The 18181-nt window shown below is 66.7% G+C and carries 15 protein-coding genes; 7 read left to right on the forward strand and 8 right to left on the reverse strand.

What is annotated here, in order from left to right; genetic code table 11:
- The first annotated feature begins 46 nt into the window (after positions 1-46).
- A complete protein-coding gene (locus ACGTNF_RS13170; protein WP_016854187.1) occupies positions 47-718 on the forward strand; it encodes a YiaD family glycine zipper/OmpA-like lipoprotein in 672 nt (223 codons plus the stop codon).
- A gap of 76 nt (positions 719-794) precedes the next feature.
- Positions 795-1640 (forward strand): 23S rRNA (adenine(2030)-N(6))-methyltransferase RlmJ, encoded by an 846-nt coding sequence (locus tag ACGTNF_RS13175; RefSeq protein ID WP_394602070.1) that lies wholly within the window; start codon positions 795-797, stop codon positions 1638-1640.
- A 29-nt stretch (positions 1641-1669) separates the two neighbouring features.
- On the opposite strand, the gene mnmE is transcribed toward ACGTNF_RS13175, so the two are convergent.
- From mnmE to rpmH, 4 genes are all read right to left on the reverse strand, one after another.
- Entirely contained in the window at positions 1670-3040 is a 1371-nt protein-coding gene (gene mnmE, locus ACGTNF_RS13180) for a tRNA uridine-5-carboxymethylaminomethyl(34) synthesis GTPase MnmE (protein WP_016854185.1), read from the reverse strand.
- A gap of 110 nt (positions 3041-3150) precedes the next feature.
- Entirely contained in the window at positions 3151-4833 is a 1683-nt protein-coding gene (gene yidC, locus ACGTNF_RS13185; protein ID WP_394602071.1) for a membrane protein insertase YidC, read from the reverse strand.
- Positions 4834-5037: 204 nt separating this feature from the next.
- Complete coding sequence (rnpA, locus tag ACGTNF_RS13190) at positions 5038-5433, reverse strand: ribonuclease P protein component (protein ID WP_394602072.1); 396 nt, start codon at positions 5431-5433, stop codon at positions 5038-5040.
- A gap of 13 nt (positions 5434-5446) precedes the next feature.
- Entirely contained in the window at positions 5447-5581 is a 135-nt protein-coding gene (gene rpmH / locus ACGTNF_RS13195; protein WP_008959105.1) for a 50S ribosomal protein L34, read from the reverse strand.
- Between the two features lie 515 nt (positions 5582-6096).
- Between rpmH and dnaA the strand changes: the two genes are divergently transcribed.
- The 4 genes from dnaA to gyrB all read left to right on the forward strand — a co-directional run bounded on the left by dnaA (position 6097) and on the right by gyrB (position 12289).
- Positions 6097-7563 (forward strand): chromosomal replication initiator protein DnaA, encoded by a 1467-nt coding sequence (gene dnaA, locus ACGTNF_RS13200; protein WP_026068327.1) that lies wholly within the window; start codon positions 6097-6099, stop codon positions 7561-7563.
- Between the two features lie 70 nt (positions 7564-7633).
- Complete coding sequence (dnaN, locus tag ACGTNF_RS13205; RefSeq protein ID WP_152477708.1) at positions 7634-8737, forward strand: DNA polymerase III subunit beta; 1104 nt, start codon at positions 7634-7636, stop codon at positions 8735-8737.
- Between the two features lie 4 nt (positions 8738-8741).
- Positions 8742-9857, forward strand: coding sequence for a DNA replication/repair protein RecF (gene recF / locus ACGTNF_RS13210; RefSeq protein WP_016854180.1), 1116 nt, complete (start codon positions 8742-8744; stop codon positions 9855-9857).
- Between the two features lie 11 nt (positions 9858-9868).
- The gene (gyrB, locus tag ACGTNF_RS13215; RefSeq protein WP_394602073.1) at positions 9869-12289 is read left to right on the forward strand and encodes a DNA topoisomerase (ATP-hydrolyzing) subunit B; all 2421 of its coding nucleotides are present in this window, start codon (positions 9869-9871) and stop codon (positions 12287-12289) included.
- Between the two features lie 118 nt (positions 12290-12407).
- On the opposite strand, the gene gmhB is transcribed toward gyrB, so the two are convergent.
- The 3 genes from gmhB to ACGTNF_RS13230 form a co-directional block, all read right to left on the reverse strand.
- The gene (gmhB, locus tag ACGTNF_RS13220) at positions 12408-12986 is read right to left on the reverse strand and encodes a D-glycero-beta-D-manno-heptose 1,7-bisphosphate 7-phosphatase (RefSeq protein ID WP_394602074.1); all 579 of its coding nucleotides are present in this window, start codon (positions 12984-12986) and stop codon (positions 12408-12410) included.
- A 130-nt stretch (positions 12987-13116) separates the two neighbouring features.
- Positions 13117-14169, reverse strand: a complete 1053-nt coding sequence (locus tag ACGTNF_RS13225; RefSeq protein WP_394602075.1) for an SDR family oxidoreductase — start codon at positions 14167-14169, stop codon at positions 13117-13119.
- A 49-nt stretch (positions 14170-14218) separates the two neighbouring features.
- Positions 14219-14938 (reverse strand): SDR family oxidoreductase, encoded by a 720-nt coding sequence (locus ACGTNF_RS13230; RefSeq protein WP_394602076.1) that lies wholly within the window; start codon positions 14936-14938, stop codon positions 14219-14221.
- Between the two features lie 104 nt (positions 14939-15042).
- Here ACGTNF_RS13230 and ACGTNF_RS13235 point away from each other — a divergent pair, with 104 nt between their 5' ends.
- Positions 15043-15975, forward strand: coding sequence for a LysR family transcriptional regulator (locus tag ACGTNF_RS13235; protein WP_394602077.1), 933 nt, complete (start codon positions 15043-15045; stop codon positions 15973-15975).
- Positions 15976-16114: 139 nt separating this feature from the next.
- On the opposite strand, the gene glyS is transcribed toward ACGTNF_RS13235, so the two are convergent.
- Positions 16115-18181 (reverse strand): glycine--tRNA ligase subunit beta, encoded by a 2067-nt coding sequence (gene glyS / locus ACGTNF_RS13240; protein ID WP_394602078.1) that lies wholly within the window; start codon positions 18179-18181, stop codon positions 16115-16117.

An 18181-nucleotide genomic window follows, 5' to 3' on the forward strand; every position in this document is an offset into this window, starting at 1 on the left:
AGGGGCCGGCCGGAATGCCATTCGTCAACATGGAGTCGACGACGCTATGACCAAGACCGTTCGCATGATCGCGCCGCTCGCGGCCGCCGCCCTGCTGGTGGGCTGCACCACGACCAACCCGAACACCGGTGAGACCCAGCGCAGCCAGACCGGCACCGGCGCCACCATCGGTGCGCTGGTCGGCGCCGCCGCCGGCGCGCTCAGCGGCGACGGCAGTACCAGTCGTCGTGACCGCGCGCTGATCGGCGCCGCCGTGGGGGCCGCCGCCGGTGGCGGCATCGGCGCCTACATGGACAAGCAGGAAGAGGAACTGCGCCAGAGCATGGAAGGCACCGGCATCGGGGTCGAACGTCAGGGCAACGACATCATTCTCAACATGCCCAGCAGCGTGACCTTCGGCTTCGATTCCAGTGATCTGACCATGCAGGCGCGCAACGCCCTGAATGACGTCTCCTCGGTGCTGACCCAGTATCCCGAGACACGCGTCAACATCGCCGGTCACACCGACAGCACCGGCGACGCCGGCTACAACCAGCAGCTCTCCGAGCGTCGTGCCCAGGCGGTCGGCAACTATCTCTCGCAGAGCGGTGTGGCTTCCAACCGTCTCTACATGAACGGCTACGGCGAGAACCAGCCGGTGGCCAGCAACGAGACCGAAGCCGGCCGTGCCCAGAACCGTCGCGTGGAGATCACCCTGACGCCCATCTCCCAGGGCTGATCGGGTTCCCACGTTCGCCGGGCCCGTCCCCGTCAGGGGGCGGGCCCTTTTTCTTTCCGATGACGCGACCACCGCCATGCTTTCCTATCAGCACGCCTATCATGCGGGCAACTTCGCCGACGTTCACAAGCATCTGACGCTTTACGCCGTCGTCGACCACTTGTTACGTAAAAAATCATCCATTACGTATGTGGATACTCACGCCGGTCGAGGCCTCTATCCGCTGGCCGCGGCCGAGACGGCGCGGCTGCAGGAATACCAGGAGGGCGTGGCCAGGCTATGGGCGAAGAGGGCGGGGCTGTCGGAGGCCTCGCCGCTGCTGGGCGACTGGCTGGCGGCGATCGCTGAGGTCCAGCAGGGCGGCGGGCTCGACCACTATCCCGGCTCGCCCTGGTGGCTGTCGCATCGCCTCCGCGAGCAGGATCGGCTACGGCTGTTCGAGCTGCACCCGGGCGAGCATGGCCACCTGGCCGATCAGGCCTTGCCCCAGGCGGTGAAGCGCATCCAGGGCGATGGCCTGGCCGGGCTGCTGAAGGCGCTGCCGGTGAAGACGCCGCGTCTGTGCGTGCTGATCGATCCCAGCTACGAGCGCAAGGCGGAATACGACGAGGTGGCCGACACCGTGCTGTCGGCCATGCGCAAGGCGCGCCACGGGGTGGTCATGATCTGGTATCCGATGCTGCCCGCCGGGCGTCATCAGGCGCTGCTGGAGGGCCTCCGCGACGGCGGGCTGCGCAAGATCTGGCGCAGTGAACTGACGCTGGGCGACCCCGGTGAGGGCCATGGCATGTACGGCAGCGGCATGCTGGTGGTGAATCCGCCCTGGGGCCTCGACGAGCGGATCAACGAGGCCATGGCGGCGCTGCTGCCGCTGTGGGGGCCCACCGCCCGCCATCGCGGTGACTGGTGGGTGGGCGAGTAGACAAGGCCCCAAGGGAGCCTTGCTCGCGGCTATTTGCCGATACAGAAACTGCCGAAGATCTCGCCCAAGAGGTCGTCGGCGCTGAATTCGCCGGTGATCTCGCCCAGCGCCTGCTGGGCGTCGCGCAGGTCCTCGGCGAGCAGTTCGCCGGCGCCGTAGCCGGCCAGCTGGGCCTCACCGTTGCCGAGGGCCTGCTCGGCGCGATCCAGGGCGTCCAGATGGCGGCGCCGGGCCGAGAAGCGGCCCTCGGTGGTGGCCGAGAACCCCATCACCGCCTTGAGATGCTCCTTGAGGTTATCCACACCCTCGCCGGTCTTCGCCGACAGCCGCACCACCGGGGTGGCTGTGGACAAGTCGAGCCCCGGCGTTTCCTGGCTGGTGTCGACCTTGTTGCGCACCAGGGTCAGCCGCGACGGATCGGCCAGGCGCTCGACGAATTCCGGCCAGATCGCCATGGGCTCGAGGGCATCCGTGGTGGCGGCATCGACCATCAGCAGTACCCGGTCGGCCTTCTCGATCTCGCTCCAGGCCCGGGCCACGCCGATCTGCTCCACCGCGTCCGGGGTGTCGCGCAGGCCGGCGGTATCGATCACGTGCAGCGGCATGCCGTCCAGATGGATGTGCTCGCGCAGCACGTCCCGGGTGGTGCCCTCGATGTCGGTGACGATGGCGGTCTCCTGCTCGGTGAGGGCGTTGAGCAGGCTGGACTTGCCGGCGTTGGGGCGCCCGGCGATCACCACGCTCATGCCCTCGCGCATCAGCGCGCCCTGGGCCGCCGCCGCCCGCACCTCGGAAAGCTCGCCGCGGACCTCGGCCAGCTTGGCCGCCACGTGGCCGTCGGCCAGGAAGTCGATCTCCTCCTCGGGGAAGTCGATGGCCGCCTCGACGTACATGCGCAGCTCGATCAGGCGCTGCACCAGCCCCTCGACCCGTCGCGAGAACTCGCCCTGCAGCGAGCGCAGGGCGTTCTCGGCGGCGCCCCGGGAGCTGGCCTCGATCAGGTCGGCGATGGCCTCGGCCTGGGCCAGATCGAGCTTGTCGTTGAGGAAGGCGCGCTCGGAGAATTCGCCGGGGCGAGCCAGGCGGGCGCCGAGCCGCACGCAGCGCTCCAGCAGCAGATCCATGAGCACCGGGCCGCCGTGGCCCTGGAGCTCCAGCACGTCCTCGCCGGTGAAGGAGTTCGGACCCTCGAAGAACAGCGCGATGCCCTCGTCGATCATGCCCTGCTCGCCCCTGAACGGCCCGTAGAGGGCGAAGCGCGGGGCAGGGCAGTGGCCCAGCAGGCTGCCGGCGATCGACCGGCAGGCGGGCCCTGAGACGCGAATGATGCCGACGCCGCCACGCCCCGGGGGCGTGGCCAAGGCGGCGATGGTGTCCTGGGAATAGAGGCTTTCGGCCATCGGTGGCTCCTCGGTGAGACGTGGCTATTGTCCGGTTCCGGCTCCGCAAACGCCAGACCCCCGCCGAGGCGGGGGTCTGGAGGGGAGGGAAGACCTGTGACGGCGAGCCGTTACTTGGTCTTCATGCCCTTGCCGACGCTGGGATCGGCCTCGATCTTGCGCGTGATGAAGTACTGCTGGGCGATCGAGGTGATGTTGTTCACCACCCAGTAGATCACCAGGCCGGCCGGGAACCACAGGAAGAAGAAGGTGAAGACCACCGGCAGCAGCTTCATGATCTTCGCCTGGGTCGGGTCCGGCGGCGTCGGGTTGAGCAGCTGCTGCACGAACATCGAGGCGCCCATCAGGATCGGCAGCACGAAGAACGGATCCTTCACCGACAGGTCCTGAATCCAGAACATGAAGGGCGCGTGGCGCAGCTCCACGGACTCGAGCAGCATCCAGTAGAGGGCGATGAAGACCGGCATCTGCACCAGGATCGGCAGGCAGCCCCCCAGAGGATTGATCTTCTCCTTCTGGTAGAACTTCATCATCTCCTGGGACATCTTCTGGCGGTCGTCGCCGTACTGTTCCTTGAGACGCTGCATCTCCGGGCCGAGCTTGCGCATCCGCGCCATGGACTTGTAGGCCTTGGCGGAGAGCGGCAGCAGTGCGGCCTTGACCAGCAGGGTCAGGATGACGATCGACCAGCCCCAGTTGCCGATCACGTCCTGGATATGATCCAGCAGCCAGAACAGCGGGTTGGCGATGAACCACAGCCAGCCGAAGTCGACGGTCAGTTCCAGGTGCGGCGCCACGGCCTCGAGGCGCTCCTGGACCTTCGGCCCCACGTAGAGCGTGGCGCCCAGGGCGGCGGTGCCGCCCGCGGCGACGCTCTGGTTGGCGCCGGCGAAGGCGGCCACGTTGCGGCCCTGGGAGTCGGTGGTGGCGTAGTACAGGTTCTGCTGGTCCTGGGCTGGCGCCCAGGCGGACGTGAAGTAGTGCTGGATCATGGCGACCCAGCCGCCCTCGACGTCGCGATTGTCGAAGTTGCCTTCCTGGATCTCCTCGAAGTCGACCTTGAGGTAGTTGTCCTCCGGCGTGGAATAGGCGGCGCCCAGGTAGGAGCGCATGCCCATCTTCGGACCGCTCGACGGATCGGCGCTGTCATCGCGCACCAGCTGGCCGATGAAGCGGGCGGTCACCGGGGTCTCGCCCTGGTTGTCCAGCAGGTAGTCGACCTTCACCGCATAGCTGTCGCGGTCGAAGGTGAAGCGCTTGATGACGTCCACGCCGTCGACGCTGGCCGAGAGGTCCACCTGCAGCTCGTCCTCGCCCTCGGCGAGACGGTACTCGGTCTGCTCGGGAGAGAAGGTCAGGCGGCCCTGGTGGCCTTCCAGCTGCAGGCCGGAGCGTGCCACGTAGCTGCGCGTCCGGTCGTTGGAGAGCAGCACGAAGGGCTGACCGGAGTCGAGCGCGTACTGGTGCTGGGGGAGGGCGGCGTAGACGATGTCGCCGCCCTGCGGGTCGATGCGCACGTCCAGCACGTCGGTGGAGACGGCCACCAGGTCGCGGCTGTTGCCGGATGCCTGGCCGGGCATCTCGCTGGCCATGTCGTCCGCCGAGCGGTTCTGGGTCGGCACCGAGAGGTCGTCACCGCCGCCGTCCCCGGAGGAGGATGTCTGGCTCTCGTTGGAGATGGTCGGGGCCTGGGGGGCGGTGGCCACCTGACCGTAATCCTGATTCCACTGCACGACGATCAGGTAGGCGAGGACCGCCAGGGGAATCAGCAGTAGTAGTCGTTTTACATCCATGAGGGGTCTGCTCGATGGGTGGTGAACAATCCGGTGGCGCGATGCCGCTCGCCGGCCCGACATACGCGAAAGCCTGCCGGGGGCAGGCTAGCGTTGGCTCGCAGAGCGTCCCTTGGGAACGCGGCGAGGTCAAGCGGGATGGCGTCTGGCGTGATCACGCGGATGCAGGCTCCGGGCGGTGCCAACAGCGACGGGCAGGGAGCGTCATCGACGCTCTGCCGCAGATGAGTCGCCGGCGGTCGCCTTGTTCGCTTCGCGTTCCAGACGCTTCCACATGCCGTGCAGCTGGCGGTGGACGGTGGCGTTGTCCAGATCCTGAACGCCGCGTCTGGCGAGCAGCACGATATCCACAGGGGGAAGTCGGTGTTGGCGAAGACGAATGGAGTCGCGCGCGATGCGCTTGAGGCGGTTGCGGTCGACGGCCCGACGCACGTTCTTCTTGCTGAAGATCAGTCCGAGGCGGGGATGCCCCAGATCATTGGGGGAGGCCAGGGCCATCAATCCCTTGCCATGGACCTTGAAGGCAGCGCTGTCGAAGACGCGTCGGTAGTCCCCGGCAGTCAGCAGGCGCAGCTGCCGGGGAAAGCCCTGACTGGACACGGGAGGTCCGCGATCAGGCGCTCAGGCGCTTGCGGCCCTTGGCGCGACGACGCGCCAGGACGGCACGACCGTTTTTGGTGGCCATGCGAGCACGGAAGCCATGCGCGCGCTTGCGCTTGAGAACGCTGGGTTGAAATGTGCGTTTCATAACTCGTTATTCCCACGTGGTTTTTGGAACAAATCGGCGAATAGAGGCGCCCGGGTTCCGGTGGGGAATCCGGGTAGATTCGGCTCAGGACCGGAAATTGTAGTGATATCGGGCCTCGGGCGCAATTTTTCCTTGCGACTTTTCACCGGGGCGTTCTCTCCCCGTCGATGGCGAATCCACTACCATTACTGGTATTGGTTTTCTATTACACCCTGTGATTATTGATGGGGAAGGTTTCTGTGGATAACCAGTACAACCTTTTCCACATCAGATCCTTGCCGTTATCACAATTGTGTGGATAGCCTCTTGGGAAGGTCGAGACAGGCGGTGGACGAGCGGTGCATGGATATGCCACTCATCCACAGGGGCGGGATGGTGCCCAGATTACGCCCAGCTTCCTCCCGTTTCCCCGGGCAGGTTTTCCACAGCGTTGTCCGCAGCGGCCATCCATGTGGATAACCCGGCGGTGGCGCGATACAATGTCCGGTCGTTCTTCAACCGAATGGTGAGGTCGCGTGTCGCTCGCTCTCTGGCAACAATGTCTGGATACCCTGCAGGACGAACTGAGTTCCCAGCAGTTCAACACCTGGATTCGCCCCTTGCAGGCGGAGGAAGGTGAGGCCAACCAGCTGCGTCTGCTGGCCCCCAACCGCTTCGTGCGCGATTGGGTCAGCGACAAGTTCGCCAAGCGCATCAGCGAGCTCATGCGTGAACTGTCGCCGGCCAAGCCGCCCAAGGTGGTGGTGACCGTGGGCAGTCGGCGCGTGGCGTCGCCGGCCCCGCAGACCCGCGAACTGGGCGACCCCGTCTCCGCCGCGCCTCGGGCCCCGGCGGTACAGACCCCGCCGCGCGGCGACGTGGCCGACGAGAGCGAGATCGACCAGCTGCGTGACGAGGGCGGCGACGTGCCCCGCCGGCCCGGCAGCGAGCGCCAGGTGCAGGTGGAAGGCAGCCTCAAGCACAACAGCGGCCTGAACCCGAGCTTTACCTTCGAGACCTTCGTCGAGGGCAAGTCCAACCAGCTGGCCCGGGCCGCTTCCCGTCAGGTCTCGGAGAATCCCGGTGGCGCCTACAACCCGCTGTTCCTCTATGGCGGCGTCGGCCTCGGTAAGACCCACCTGATGCATGCCGTCGGCAACGCCCTGGCCGGGCGGCGCGAGAACGCGCGGGTCGTCTACCTGCACTCCGAGCGCTTCGTCGCCGACATGGTCAAGGCGCTGCAGCTCAACGCCATCAACGACTTCAAGCGCTTCTACCGCAGCGTCGATGCGCTGCTGATCGATGACATCCAGTTCTTCGCCGGCAAGGAGCGCTCCCAGGAGGAGTTCTTCCACACCTTCAATGCCCTGCTCGAGGGCGGCCAGCAGATGATCCTGACCTCGGATCGCTATCCCAAGGAGATCAGCGGGGTGGAGGAGCGCCTCAAGTCGCGCTTCGGCTGGGGCCTGACGGTGGCCATCGAGCCGCCGGAGCTCGAGACCCGGGTGGCGATCCTGATGAAGAAGGCCGACCAGGCCAAGGTCGATCTGCCCCATGACGCCGCCTTCTTCATCGCCCAGAAGATCCGCTCCAACGTCCGCGAGCTGGAGGGCGCCCTGAAGAAGGTCATCGCCGACTCCCACTTCATGGGTCGACCGATCACCCAGGACTTCATCCGCGAATCGCTCAAGGACCTGCTGGCCCTGCAGGACAAGCAGGTCGGGGTCGACAACATCCAGCGCACCGTCGCCGAGTACTACAAGATCAAGCTCGCCGATCTGCTCTCCAAGCGGCGCTCGCGCTCGGTGGCCCGCCCCCGCCAGGTCGCCATGGCGCTGGCCAAGGAGCTGACCAACCACAGCCTGCCGGAGATCGGCGACGCCTTCGGCGGACGCGACCACACCACCGTGCTGCATGCCTGCCGCAAGGTGCAGGCGCTTCAGGAAGAGAACGCGGACATCCGCGAGGACTACAAGAATCTGCTGCGTCTGCTGACCAGCTGATTGCCCGAATGCGAAGGGCCGGGCGCGGCGCCGGCCCCCATCCCTCCAGGACAAGAGAAGTGGAGTCGACATGAAATTTTCCATCTCCCGTGAAGCGCTGCTGCGCCCGCTGGCGCTGGTCGCCGGCGTGGTGGAGCGTCGTCAGACCCTGCCGGTGCTGTCCAACGTGCTGATTCAGGTCGAGCAGGACCAGGTCTCGCTGACCGGCACCGACCTCGAGGTCGAGCTGATCGGGCGCACCGTGGCCAGCCAGGTCGAACAGCCGGGTGGCATCACCGTGCCGGCGCGCAAGCTGATGGACATCTGCAAGTCGCTGCCCGACCAGTCCGAGATCCAGCTGTCGCTGGAAGAGGGGCGGGCGGTGCTGCGCAGCGGCCGCTCGCGTTTCACGCTTTCGACCCTGCCGGTGGCCGAATTTCCGAGCATCGAGGACGGCCAGAGCAGCGTCGAGCTGAGCCTGCCCCGCGGCACCCTCAAGCACCTCATCGACTCCACCTCCTTCGCCATGGCGCAGCAGGACGTGCGCTACTATCTCAACGGCATGCTGCTGGAGTTCGCCAGCAACCTGGTGCGCGCGGTGTCCACCGACGGCCACCGCCTGGCGGTCTGCTCGCGTCCGGCCGAGATCCAGGTCGAGCCGTCGCAGAAGCTGATCGTGCCGCGCAAGGGCATCCTCGAGCTGGTGCGCCTGCTCGACGACAGCGACGAGCCGGTCAGCCTGACCCTCGGCGCCACCCACATCCGCGCCCACACCGGCGACTTCACCTTCACCTCCAAGCTGGTGGACGGCAAGTTCCCCGACTACGAGCGGGTGGTGCCGCGCAACGGCGACAAGGTGTTCATCGCCGATCGCTCCGAGCTGCGTCAGGTGCTGTCGCGTACCGCCATCCTCTCCAACGAGAAGTACCGCGGCGTGCGCCTCAACCTGGAGGAGGGCAACCTGCGGGTCATGGCCAACAACCCCGAGCAGGAAGAGGCCGAGGAGAACGTGGCCATCGAATACGCCGGGCCGGCCATGGAGATCGGTTTCAACGTCGGCTATCTGGTGGACGTGCTCAACGTGCTCGACCAGGAGCGGGTGCAGATGACCCTGGCCGATCCCAACAGCAGTGCGCTGATGGAAGAGACGGGCGGCGGCGACGCCCTCTACGTCGTCATGCCCATGCGCCTCTGACGGAATGCCCCTCGATCGTCTCTCCTTCCAGGGCCTGCGCAACCTGCAGGCCCTGGAGCTCGCGCCCGGGCCGGGCATCAATCTCTTCACGGGCGCCAACGGCAGCGGCAAGACCAGCCTGCTCGAGGGCATCCACGTGCTGGGCATGGGGCGTTCGTTCCGCACGCGCCGCTTGCCGAACGCCATCGCCCATGATGCCGAGAGCCTGACTCTCCACGGTCGCCTGGTGGGCGACCCGCCCGTGCCGCTAGGCGTGCGCCGCCGCCGCGACGCCGAGGAGCTCGAGCTGCGTCTCGGCGGCGAGCGCCTGGATCGCCTCTCGGGGCTGGTCGAGGTGCTGCCGCTGCAGCTGATCAATCCCGACGCCTTCCGCCTGCTCGAGGGCTCGCCGGCCGGCCGCCGCGAGTTCCTCGACTGGGGCGTGTTTCACGTGAAACACGATTTTCTCGACGCCTGGCGGCGCTATCGTCGGGCCCTCAAGCATCGGAATGCCCTGCTCAGGCATGGTAGAATGCACGATGCTTCACTGGATGCCTGGGAGCAGGAGCTGGTGCTGTGGGGCGAACGACTGGACGCTCTGCGTCGCGACTGGATGGCGGACTTCCAGCCGGTGTTCAGCGAGACCCTGGCCGGGTTGATCGAGCTGCCGGGCCTGACCCTGCGCTATTCGCGGGGCTGGGACCGCAAGCGCTCCCTGGCCGAGGTGCTGCAGCAGGGGCGGGACACCGATCGCCAGATGGGATTCACGCAGCAGGGGCCGCAGCGGGCCGACCTGGGCATTCGCCTCGACCGGCGGCCGGCCGTGGAGGTGCTCTCACGGGGCCAGCAGAAGCTGGTGGTGAGTGCCCTGAAGCTGGCCCAGGGGCGTCTGCTGGAGCAGGCCACGGGCCAGTCCTGCGTCTATCTGATCGACGACCTCCCCGCCGAACTGGACGAAGCGCACCGCCGAGTCTTCTGCACCTGGCTGGAACGGATGCGCTGCCAGGCATTCATCACCAGTGTCGACCCGGAGGCGCTGGACGGCGCGTGGAGCGCGCAGACGCCGGTGGCGATGTTTCACGTGAAACGCACCGAATCGGGGCAGGGGCAGCTGCTGCCAACGGACAGACAGACTTCATGACGGAGTAGTCAATGAGCGAACAGGCTTACGACTCATCGAGCATCAAGGTCCTCAAGGGCCTGGATGCGGTACGCAAGCGGCCCGGCATGTACATCGGCGACACCGACGATGGCACAGGCCTGCACCACATGGTGTTCGAGCTGGTGGACAACTCCATCGATGAGGCCCTGGCCGGCTATTGCAGCGAGATCCGGGTGATCATTCATCCGGACGAGTCGATCACGGTCAGCGACAACGGCCGCGGCATTCCGACCGACGTGCACGAGGAAGAGGGCGTGTCGGCGGCCGAGGTGATCATGACCGTGCTGCACGCCGGCGGCAAGTTCGACGACAACTCCTACAAGGTCTCCGGCGGCCTGCACGGCGTCGGGGTCTCGGTGGTCAATGCGCTCTCCGAGGAGCTCAAGCTGACCATCTGGCGCAACGAGCAGGTCCACGAGCAGGTCTACCGTCATGGCGTGCCCGTGGCGCCGCTGTCGGTGGTCGGCAAGACCGAGCAGAGCGGCAGCCGGGTGCACTTCAGGCCGTCGCCCGAGACCTTCCACAACATCGAGTTCCACTACGATGTGCTGGCCAAGCGTCTGCGCGAGCTGTCCTTCCTCAACTCCGGCGTCGCCATCCGGCTGATGGACGAGCGCACCGGCAAGGAAGAGCTGTTCCACTACGAGGGCGGCCTCAAGGCATTCGTCGACCACCTGAACACCAACAAGACGGTGCTCAACCCGGTCTTCCACTTCAACATCGAGCGCGAGGACGGCGTCGGCGTCGAGATCGCCATGCAGTGGAACGACACCTTCGCCGAGAACATCTTCTGCTACACCAACAACATTCCCCAGCGGGATGGCGGCACGCACCTGGCCGGCTTCCGTGCCTCGCTGACGCGCACGCTGAACCACTACATCGAGGCCGAGGGCCTGCTCAAGAAGTCCAAGGTCAACACCTCCGGCGATGATGCCCGCGAGGGCCTGACCGCGATCATCTCGGTCAAGGTGCCGGACCCGAAGTTCTCCTCCCAGACCAAGGACAAGCTGGTCTCCTCCGAGGTGAAGACCGCGGTGGAGCAGGAGATGGGGCGGCAGTTCGCCGAGTACCTGGTCGAGAAGCCGAACGAGGCCAAGTCCATCGTCAACAAGATGCTGGACGCGGCCCGCGCCCGCGAGGCGGCGCGCAAGGCCCGCGACATGACCCGTCGCAAGGGCGCGCTGGACATCGCCGGCCTGCCCGGCAAGCTGGCCGACTGCCAGGAGAAGGACCCGGGGCTCTCCGAGCTGTTCCTGGTCGAGGGTGACTCGGCCGGCGGCAGCGCCAAGCAGGGCCGCGATCGTCGTACCCAGGCGATCCTGCCGCTCAAGGGCAAGATCCTCAACGTCGAGAAGGCGCGCTTCGACAAGATGCTCTCCTCGGCCGAGGTCGGCACCCTGATCACCGCGCTGGGCTGCGGCATCGGGCGCGAGGAGTTCAACCCCGACAAGCTGCGCTACCACTCCATCATCATCATGACCGATGCGGACGTGGACGGCTCCCACATCCGGACCCTGCTGCTGACCTTCTTCTTCCGTCAGATGTCGCAGCTGATCGAGCGCGGTCATGTGTTCATCGCTCAGCCGCCGCTCTACAAGATCAAGCGTGGCAAGCAGGAGAGCTACCTCAAGGATGAACAGGCGCTCACCGACTATCTGACCACCACCGCCCTGGACGGCGCACGCCTTCACGTGAGCGCCGACGCCCCGGGCATCGGCGGCGAGCACCTGCAGTCGCTGGTGGATCAGTACCGTGACGTGATGCGCCGCATCGAGCGCCTGTCGCGGGTCTATCCGGACGTGGTGCTACGCAAGATCGTCCACGCCGCGCGCGTCGAGGGCGAGGAGAGCCTGCGCGACCGTGCCGCGATGCAGGGCTGGATCGACTACCTGCAGCGCGAGATGGATGCCCTGGTGGATTACGAGGGTGGCCCGCGCTACCGCTTCCGCCTGGAAGAAGACAGCGAGCGAGGCCTCTACCTGCCGGCGGTGACCCTGCTCGCCCACGGCGTCACCAGCGACTACGTGTGGGGCGTCGACTTCTTCACCAGCGCCGACTACCGCGCCATCGCCGGCCTCGGCGAGACCCTGGACGGTCTGGTCGAGGAGGGCGCCTTCGTGGCCCGCGGCGAGCGTCAGCAGGCGATCGGCAGCTTCTACGATGCCCTGGAGTGGCTGATGAACGAGGCCCAGCGTGGCCTGTCCATCCAGCGCTACAAGGGCCTGGGCGAGATGAACCCGGAGCAGCTGTGGGAGACCACCATGGATCCCGAGACGCGGCGCATGCTGCGCGTGTCCATCGAGGATGCCGTGGCCGCCGACATGATGTTCAACACCCTGATGGGTGACGAGGTCGAGCCGCGCCGCGACTTCATCGAGCGCAACGCTTTGGTGGCCAATCTGGATATCTGATCCCCGGCACGATGTTTCACGTGAAACATCGCTGGCGCCGCGCACAAGAAAACCCCGAAGGTTAAGCCTTCGGGGTTTTCTTTTTGCTGTGGGTGATTCCCGTCTGCCGACTGGCAGCTTACGGCTGTCGTTCGAGCAGCCAGTCGACGAAGGCAGACAGGTCGTCGAACACCCGTGTCCGATCGTCACTCGCGCGCTCGGGATGCCTGGTCAGGGTCCGTTCGCCCTTGCCGGTGCGCACCAGCACCGCCCGGCAGCCGACCGCTTCGCCGGCTTCCAGATCGCGCAGGCTGTCGCCGACCATCCAGCTGCCCGTGAGGCTCTCGAGTTCGAGAGCGGCCCCCAGCCGCTCGAGCAGCCCGGGCCGTGGCTTGCGGCAGTCGCAGTCATCGTCGGGGCCGTGCGGGCAGTGAACGATGTGGGCAATCTCGCCGCCGGCCGCGGCGACGAGCGCCTTCAGCCGCTCATGCATCGCCGCCAGCGTTGCCTCGTCGTAATAGCCACGGGCGATCCCCGACTGGTTGGTGGCCACGGCCACCGTCCAGCCGGCCTTCGACAGGCGGGCGATGGCGTTGATGGCCTGGGGGTAGGGCACGAATTCGTCGAGCGACTTCACGTAGTCGTCGGAATCCTGATTGATCACGCCATCCCGGTCGAGGATGACTAGCTGGGCGGCAGGCGCCTCGTCACACGGCATGACGGCTCCGGGCAGAATGGGAACAGTCACGGAAGTGTTTCATGTGAAACAGGAGATGCCAAGCGTCGGGTGACGCCCGACGCTCGACTTGGTGCGGCGTCAATCGGCCCGGTGGCCGGCGAGGGGCGATTCAAGGAATGACGCGTCGTTCCCGCAGACGATCCAGGGCATGAAGGAGCCGCTCATGGGAGTCGCAGCGGGGGGTGAAGCCGTACCGGTAGATCTTGTTGACGTCGGAGATGACGTCACACTCGGTACGGAAGATGAAGTCACCGAAGCCCCAGCCGACCAGTCGATCTAACCGCTCTTCGACCAGATCGTGACGCCTGGCGATGCGCTCCCAGACCGGCTGCTTGTCGGCCATGTGCTGCGTGAGCGGAATCGGCACGGGAGAGGCGCTTTCCAACCCCAGGTGCTCGGCGGCTTCCGGCCACAGCCGTTCCCAGCGGAAGACGTCACCGTTGGTAATGTTGAAGGCCTCGCCGGCGATGCCCTCGGCGGTCGCCGCCCAAGCGCTGGCCTCGCCGAGCAGGTCGGCATCGGTGAACTGCATCAGTACGCGATAGGCGGCCTCGGTGCCGGGATAGCGCATCGGCACGCCCAGCTCACGCGACAGCGCCGCGAAGACACCAATGACGACGGCGATGTTCATGGGGTTGCCATGGACGTTGCCATCGATCATCAGGTCGGGGCGCAGCACAACATGATCCCAGCGGGCGCTGCGGGCGCGTTCCGTCAGGATGGCCTGCTGAGCCTGATACAGGTTGGGCGGCAGATGGCTGGGGTCGTCCTCGCGAGCGGGCGTCGGCACCTTGGCGCCCAGATGGATGCCGTAGATCTTGAACCCCTGGTAGATGACGACCCGTTCGAGTGGCGCATTGGCCACCTCCAGGGCATCCAGCAGATTCTCGAGCATCGCCGCGTTGCGTTGCGCTTCCACGGCGAGGTCGTCGTCCGGTGACAGGGCCGCATAGAACAGGTGGGTGGTGTCGGCGGCCTGCTCGGCGATCACCCGGCGAGTGGCCTCGGGATCGGTGAGGTCGACGCACAGGGTGTCCATGCCGTCGATGGGATGGCGTGCCAGCCCCCTGACCACGTTGTGTGGCGTATCGAGGGCGCGGTGCACGCCGTGACCGATGATGCCGCTGGCACCGGCGATCAGGGCCTTGATGGGCTGGCTCATGGGGCCTCCATGTTGGGTAAGGGGAGGGGCGAAGATGATGCGTCGTCGATCAGGCGATACGACCACCGCCGTCGACGTGTAGCACCTGGGCGTCGATATAGCCGTTCTCGAGGATCGCGAGACCCGCGGTGGCCAGATCCTGTACCTGGCCGACACGTCCCACCGGCAGGCTCCTGGCCGTCTCGTCAAACATCGTCTGGCGTGCGGATTCGTCCATGCCGTCCCAGGTGGCGGAGTCCACCACCCCAGGAGAAATGACGTTCACTCGACGCGGCGCGAGCTCGACCGCCAGTCCGTTCATGATGCCTTCGAGCCAGTGATTGGCGGACGAGACCAGGCTAGCGCCCGGTGCCGGACGGTAGGCCGCCACGCCGGAGTAGAACAACAGGCTGCCCTTCGGGGCCAGATAGTGATGGGCGGCGCGTCCGAGCTGGATCGAGGCCCAGATCTTGCTGTCCAGGGTGCGCTGGATATCCTCGTCGGTGAGCTCGATGAACGGTTTGAAGGTGAGGTCCGCGGCCGTGCTGACGATATGATCGACCTGGCCGATCTCGTCCAATGCCGTCTCGAGCGATTCGCGCCGACTGATGTCCAGCGGGTGAACGCTGACGGGGCCCTCCAGGGAAGCCGCCACGGTGTCCAGCTGTGCGCGGCGACGGCCCGCGAGGGCGATACGCGCGCCCTGGGCGCTGGCCTGGCGGGCCAGCTCGGCGCCCATGCCGGAGCCGCCGCCGACGATGAAGAGGGTTTGTTGATCGAAGCGTTTCATGCGTCCGTCTCCTCCGCGTGCGTAGCATGTGCATTCATCCTCACCGCGGTAGCGAATTCAATATACACTCGTATGACGAAAACACTCTTCAATATTGTCGAATAATGGACGAGCTTCTTACCTACCGACTCTTCATTGCCACCATAGAGTCAGGCAGCCTGTCGGCGGCCGCGCATCAGCAGGGCATGGCACTGTCGTCGGCGAGCTACCGATTAAAGCGCCTCGAACATCGTCTTGGCGTCACGCTGCTCAATCGAACCACGCGCGTACTGTCGCTGACCGAGGAGGGCGCGGCCTTCCTCCAGGGATGCCGGCAGGCCGTTTCGGCCATGGAGCAGGCCGAGGATCGCATGCATCGTCGCCAGGCCGCGCTGTCCGGAGATCTGGTGGTGACCGCTCCCCATGATCTGGGTGAACGACGGATCGCTCCGGCCTTGCTCGCTTTCCAGCGTCGCCATCCGCGTGTCTCGCTGGAATTGCACCTCAGCGATGGTCTATCGAGAGGCGTCGGTCGGGGGATAGATCTGGCCATCAGGGTCGGCCCGTTGACCGATAGTGCGTTGATCGGTGTGCCGCTCGCCGACGACGAGCGTCGAGTCGTGGCATCGCCTGATTACTGGGCGCGCCGCGGTCGCCCGATGCACCCGCGGGAACTGCATGCGCACGACTGTCTGGTACTGACGCGAGACGGGGAACCGCAGACCCCGTGGCACTTCCAGGAGGGCGGCAAGGCTTTGAGCGTGCCGGTTGCCGGCTCACTCAGAGCCAACTCCGGGACGCTGTTGAGGCGCTGGGCCATGGAAGGCGCGGGAGTGATTCTCAAGTCGTCTGCTGATATTCGTGCGGCTCTCGATGAGGGAGTCCTGGAGAGCGCCCTGGACGATTACATGCCGCCGTCCTCCGGCATGCATGCTCTGATGGCGAGAGATCGCTATCGTCCCCAGCGGCTGGAGGCCCTGGTGGCCTGGTTGAAGGAGTGGTTTCGTGACGCCTGTCAGTCCCCGAGACCGCGTGATGTTTCACGTGGAACATGGTGATCGTGCGGAGAGGGGAGCGGTGGTCGCCACCTTCTGTCGCAGGGCTGCCCTCCTTGCCCCAATGTTTCACATGAAACATCGGCACAAAAAGAAGGGCCGGCGAGTCGCCTCGCCGGCCCTTTCGCATCGCGTGCTTCCCTCAGTGCTGGAGCTCGGCGATGTCCGCGACCTCGAGGAACAGCGCCTGGAGGCTGGCCAGCAGGGCCAGGCGGTTGCGCTTCACCGCCTCGTCATCGGCCATCACCATGACGTCGTCGAAGAAGCGGTCGACCGGCTCGCGCAGGGTCGCCAGCACGTCCAGGGCATCGCTGTAGCGTGCCTCGGCGAACAGCGGGGCGACCTTCTGGTGGCAGCCGCTCAGCGCCTCGGCCAGGGCCTTCTCGGTGTCTTCCTGCAGCAGGCCGGCGTCGACCTCGACGGTCACGTCGCCGCCCTGCTTGGCGAGGATGTTGGAGACCCGCTTGTTGGCGGCGGCCAGGGCCGCGGCTTCCTCGCGGCGGGCGAAGGCGTTCACCGCCTGCAGGCGACGGGCGAAGTCCAGCGGCTTGGTGACCGGGCGGGCACGCACGGCCAGGTAGACCTCGGCGCCGATGCCTTCGTCCTGGGCCCAGGCGCGGAAGCGGTCGAGCATGTAGGCCAGTACCTCGTCGACCAGGCCGTCGGCGTAGGGCAGTTCCTGATGCTGGGCGGCGGCCAGCTCGAGCAGCTCGCGCAGGTCCAGGTTCAGCTCGCCCTGGATCAGGATGTTCAGCGCGCCGATGGCGGCGCGGCGCAGGGCGAACGGGTCCTTGGTGCCGGTGGGGCGCTGGCCGATGCCGAAGATGCCGGTCAGGGTGTCGAGGCGGTCGGCCAGGGCCAGGGCCTGGCCGGCGCGGGTCTGCGGGATGGCGTCGCCGGCGAAGCGGGGCAGGTACTGCTCCTCGAGCGCCTGGGCGACCTCGGCATCCTCACCGTCATGGGTGGCATAGTAGCGGCCCATGATGCCCTGCAGCTCGGGGAACTCCAGTACCATCTCGGTGACCAGGTCGCACTTGGCCAGTTCGGCGGCGCGGCGAGCCTGATGCACGTCGCCGTCGATGCGACCGGCGATGAAGGCGGCCACGGCGGCGTTGCGGTGGGACTTGTCGCCCAGCGAACCGAGCTTCTGCTGGAAGACCACGCTGGCGAGGCCCTCGACGCGAGCGGCCAGCGGCTGCTGGCGGTCGGTCTCGTAGAAGAAGGCGGCATCGGCCAGGCGCGGGTGGATCACCTTCTCGTTGCCGCGGATCACCTGCTCCGGCTCGGCGCTGTCGATGTTGGAGATGGTGATGAAGCCGGGCTTGAGGTTGCCCTCGGCGTCCAGCAGGTGGAAGTACTTCTGGTTGGCCTTCATGGAGGAGACCAGGCACTCGGCCGGCACCTCGAGGAAGCGTTCGTCGAAGCCGCCGGCCAGGGCGACCGGCCATTCCACCAGGCCGCTGACCTCGACCAGCAGGTCCTCGTCGATGACCGCCTGGGCCTCCTGTACCTCGGCCTCGGCCAGCACCTGCTCGCGGATGCGCTCGCGGCGCTTGTCGCGGTCGGCCAGCACCCAGGCCTGTTCCAGCGCCTCGAGGTAGTCGTCGGCGTGGGCCAGCTCGAGCGGCTCGGGGGCGTGGTAGCGGTGGCCGCGGGTGGTGCGGCCGGCGCTCAGGCCGAGGGCGCTGGCCTCGACGACGTCGCTGCCGTAGAGCATCACCAGCCAGTGGGCGGGGCGGGAGAACTCGATGCGCGAGGCGCCCCAGCGCATGTTCTTCGGCACCGGCAGCCCGGCGATGGACTTCTCGACGATGGCGGGCAGCAGGGCGGTGGTGGCCTCGCCCTGCTGCTGCTCGCGGTAGCCGAGCCAGGTGCCCTTGTCGGTCTCGAGGTGGATCAGCTGGTCGACCTCGACGCCGCAGGAGCGGGCGAAGCCCTGGGCGGCCTTGGTCGGCTCGCCGTCCTTGAAGGCGGCGGCCAGCGCCGGACCGCGACGCTCGACCTCGCGGTCCGGCTGCTTGTCGGCCAGCGCCTCGACGTGCACGGCCAGGCGGCGCGGGGAGGCGTAGGCCTTCACCTCGCCGTGGGTGATATCGGCGTCGGCCAGCCCGCGGGACACGCCCTCGGCCAGGGCATCGGAGAGTTTGTCGATCGCACTCGGCGGCAGTTCCTCGACGCCCAGTTCGACCAGAAAGCTATCGGCTGCCAT

Source organism: Halomonas sp. B23F22_10 (genome assembly GCF_043496975.1).
GTDB lineage: Bacteria > Pseudomonadota > Gammaproteobacteria > Pseudomonadales > Halomonadaceae > Halomonas > Halomonas smyrnensis.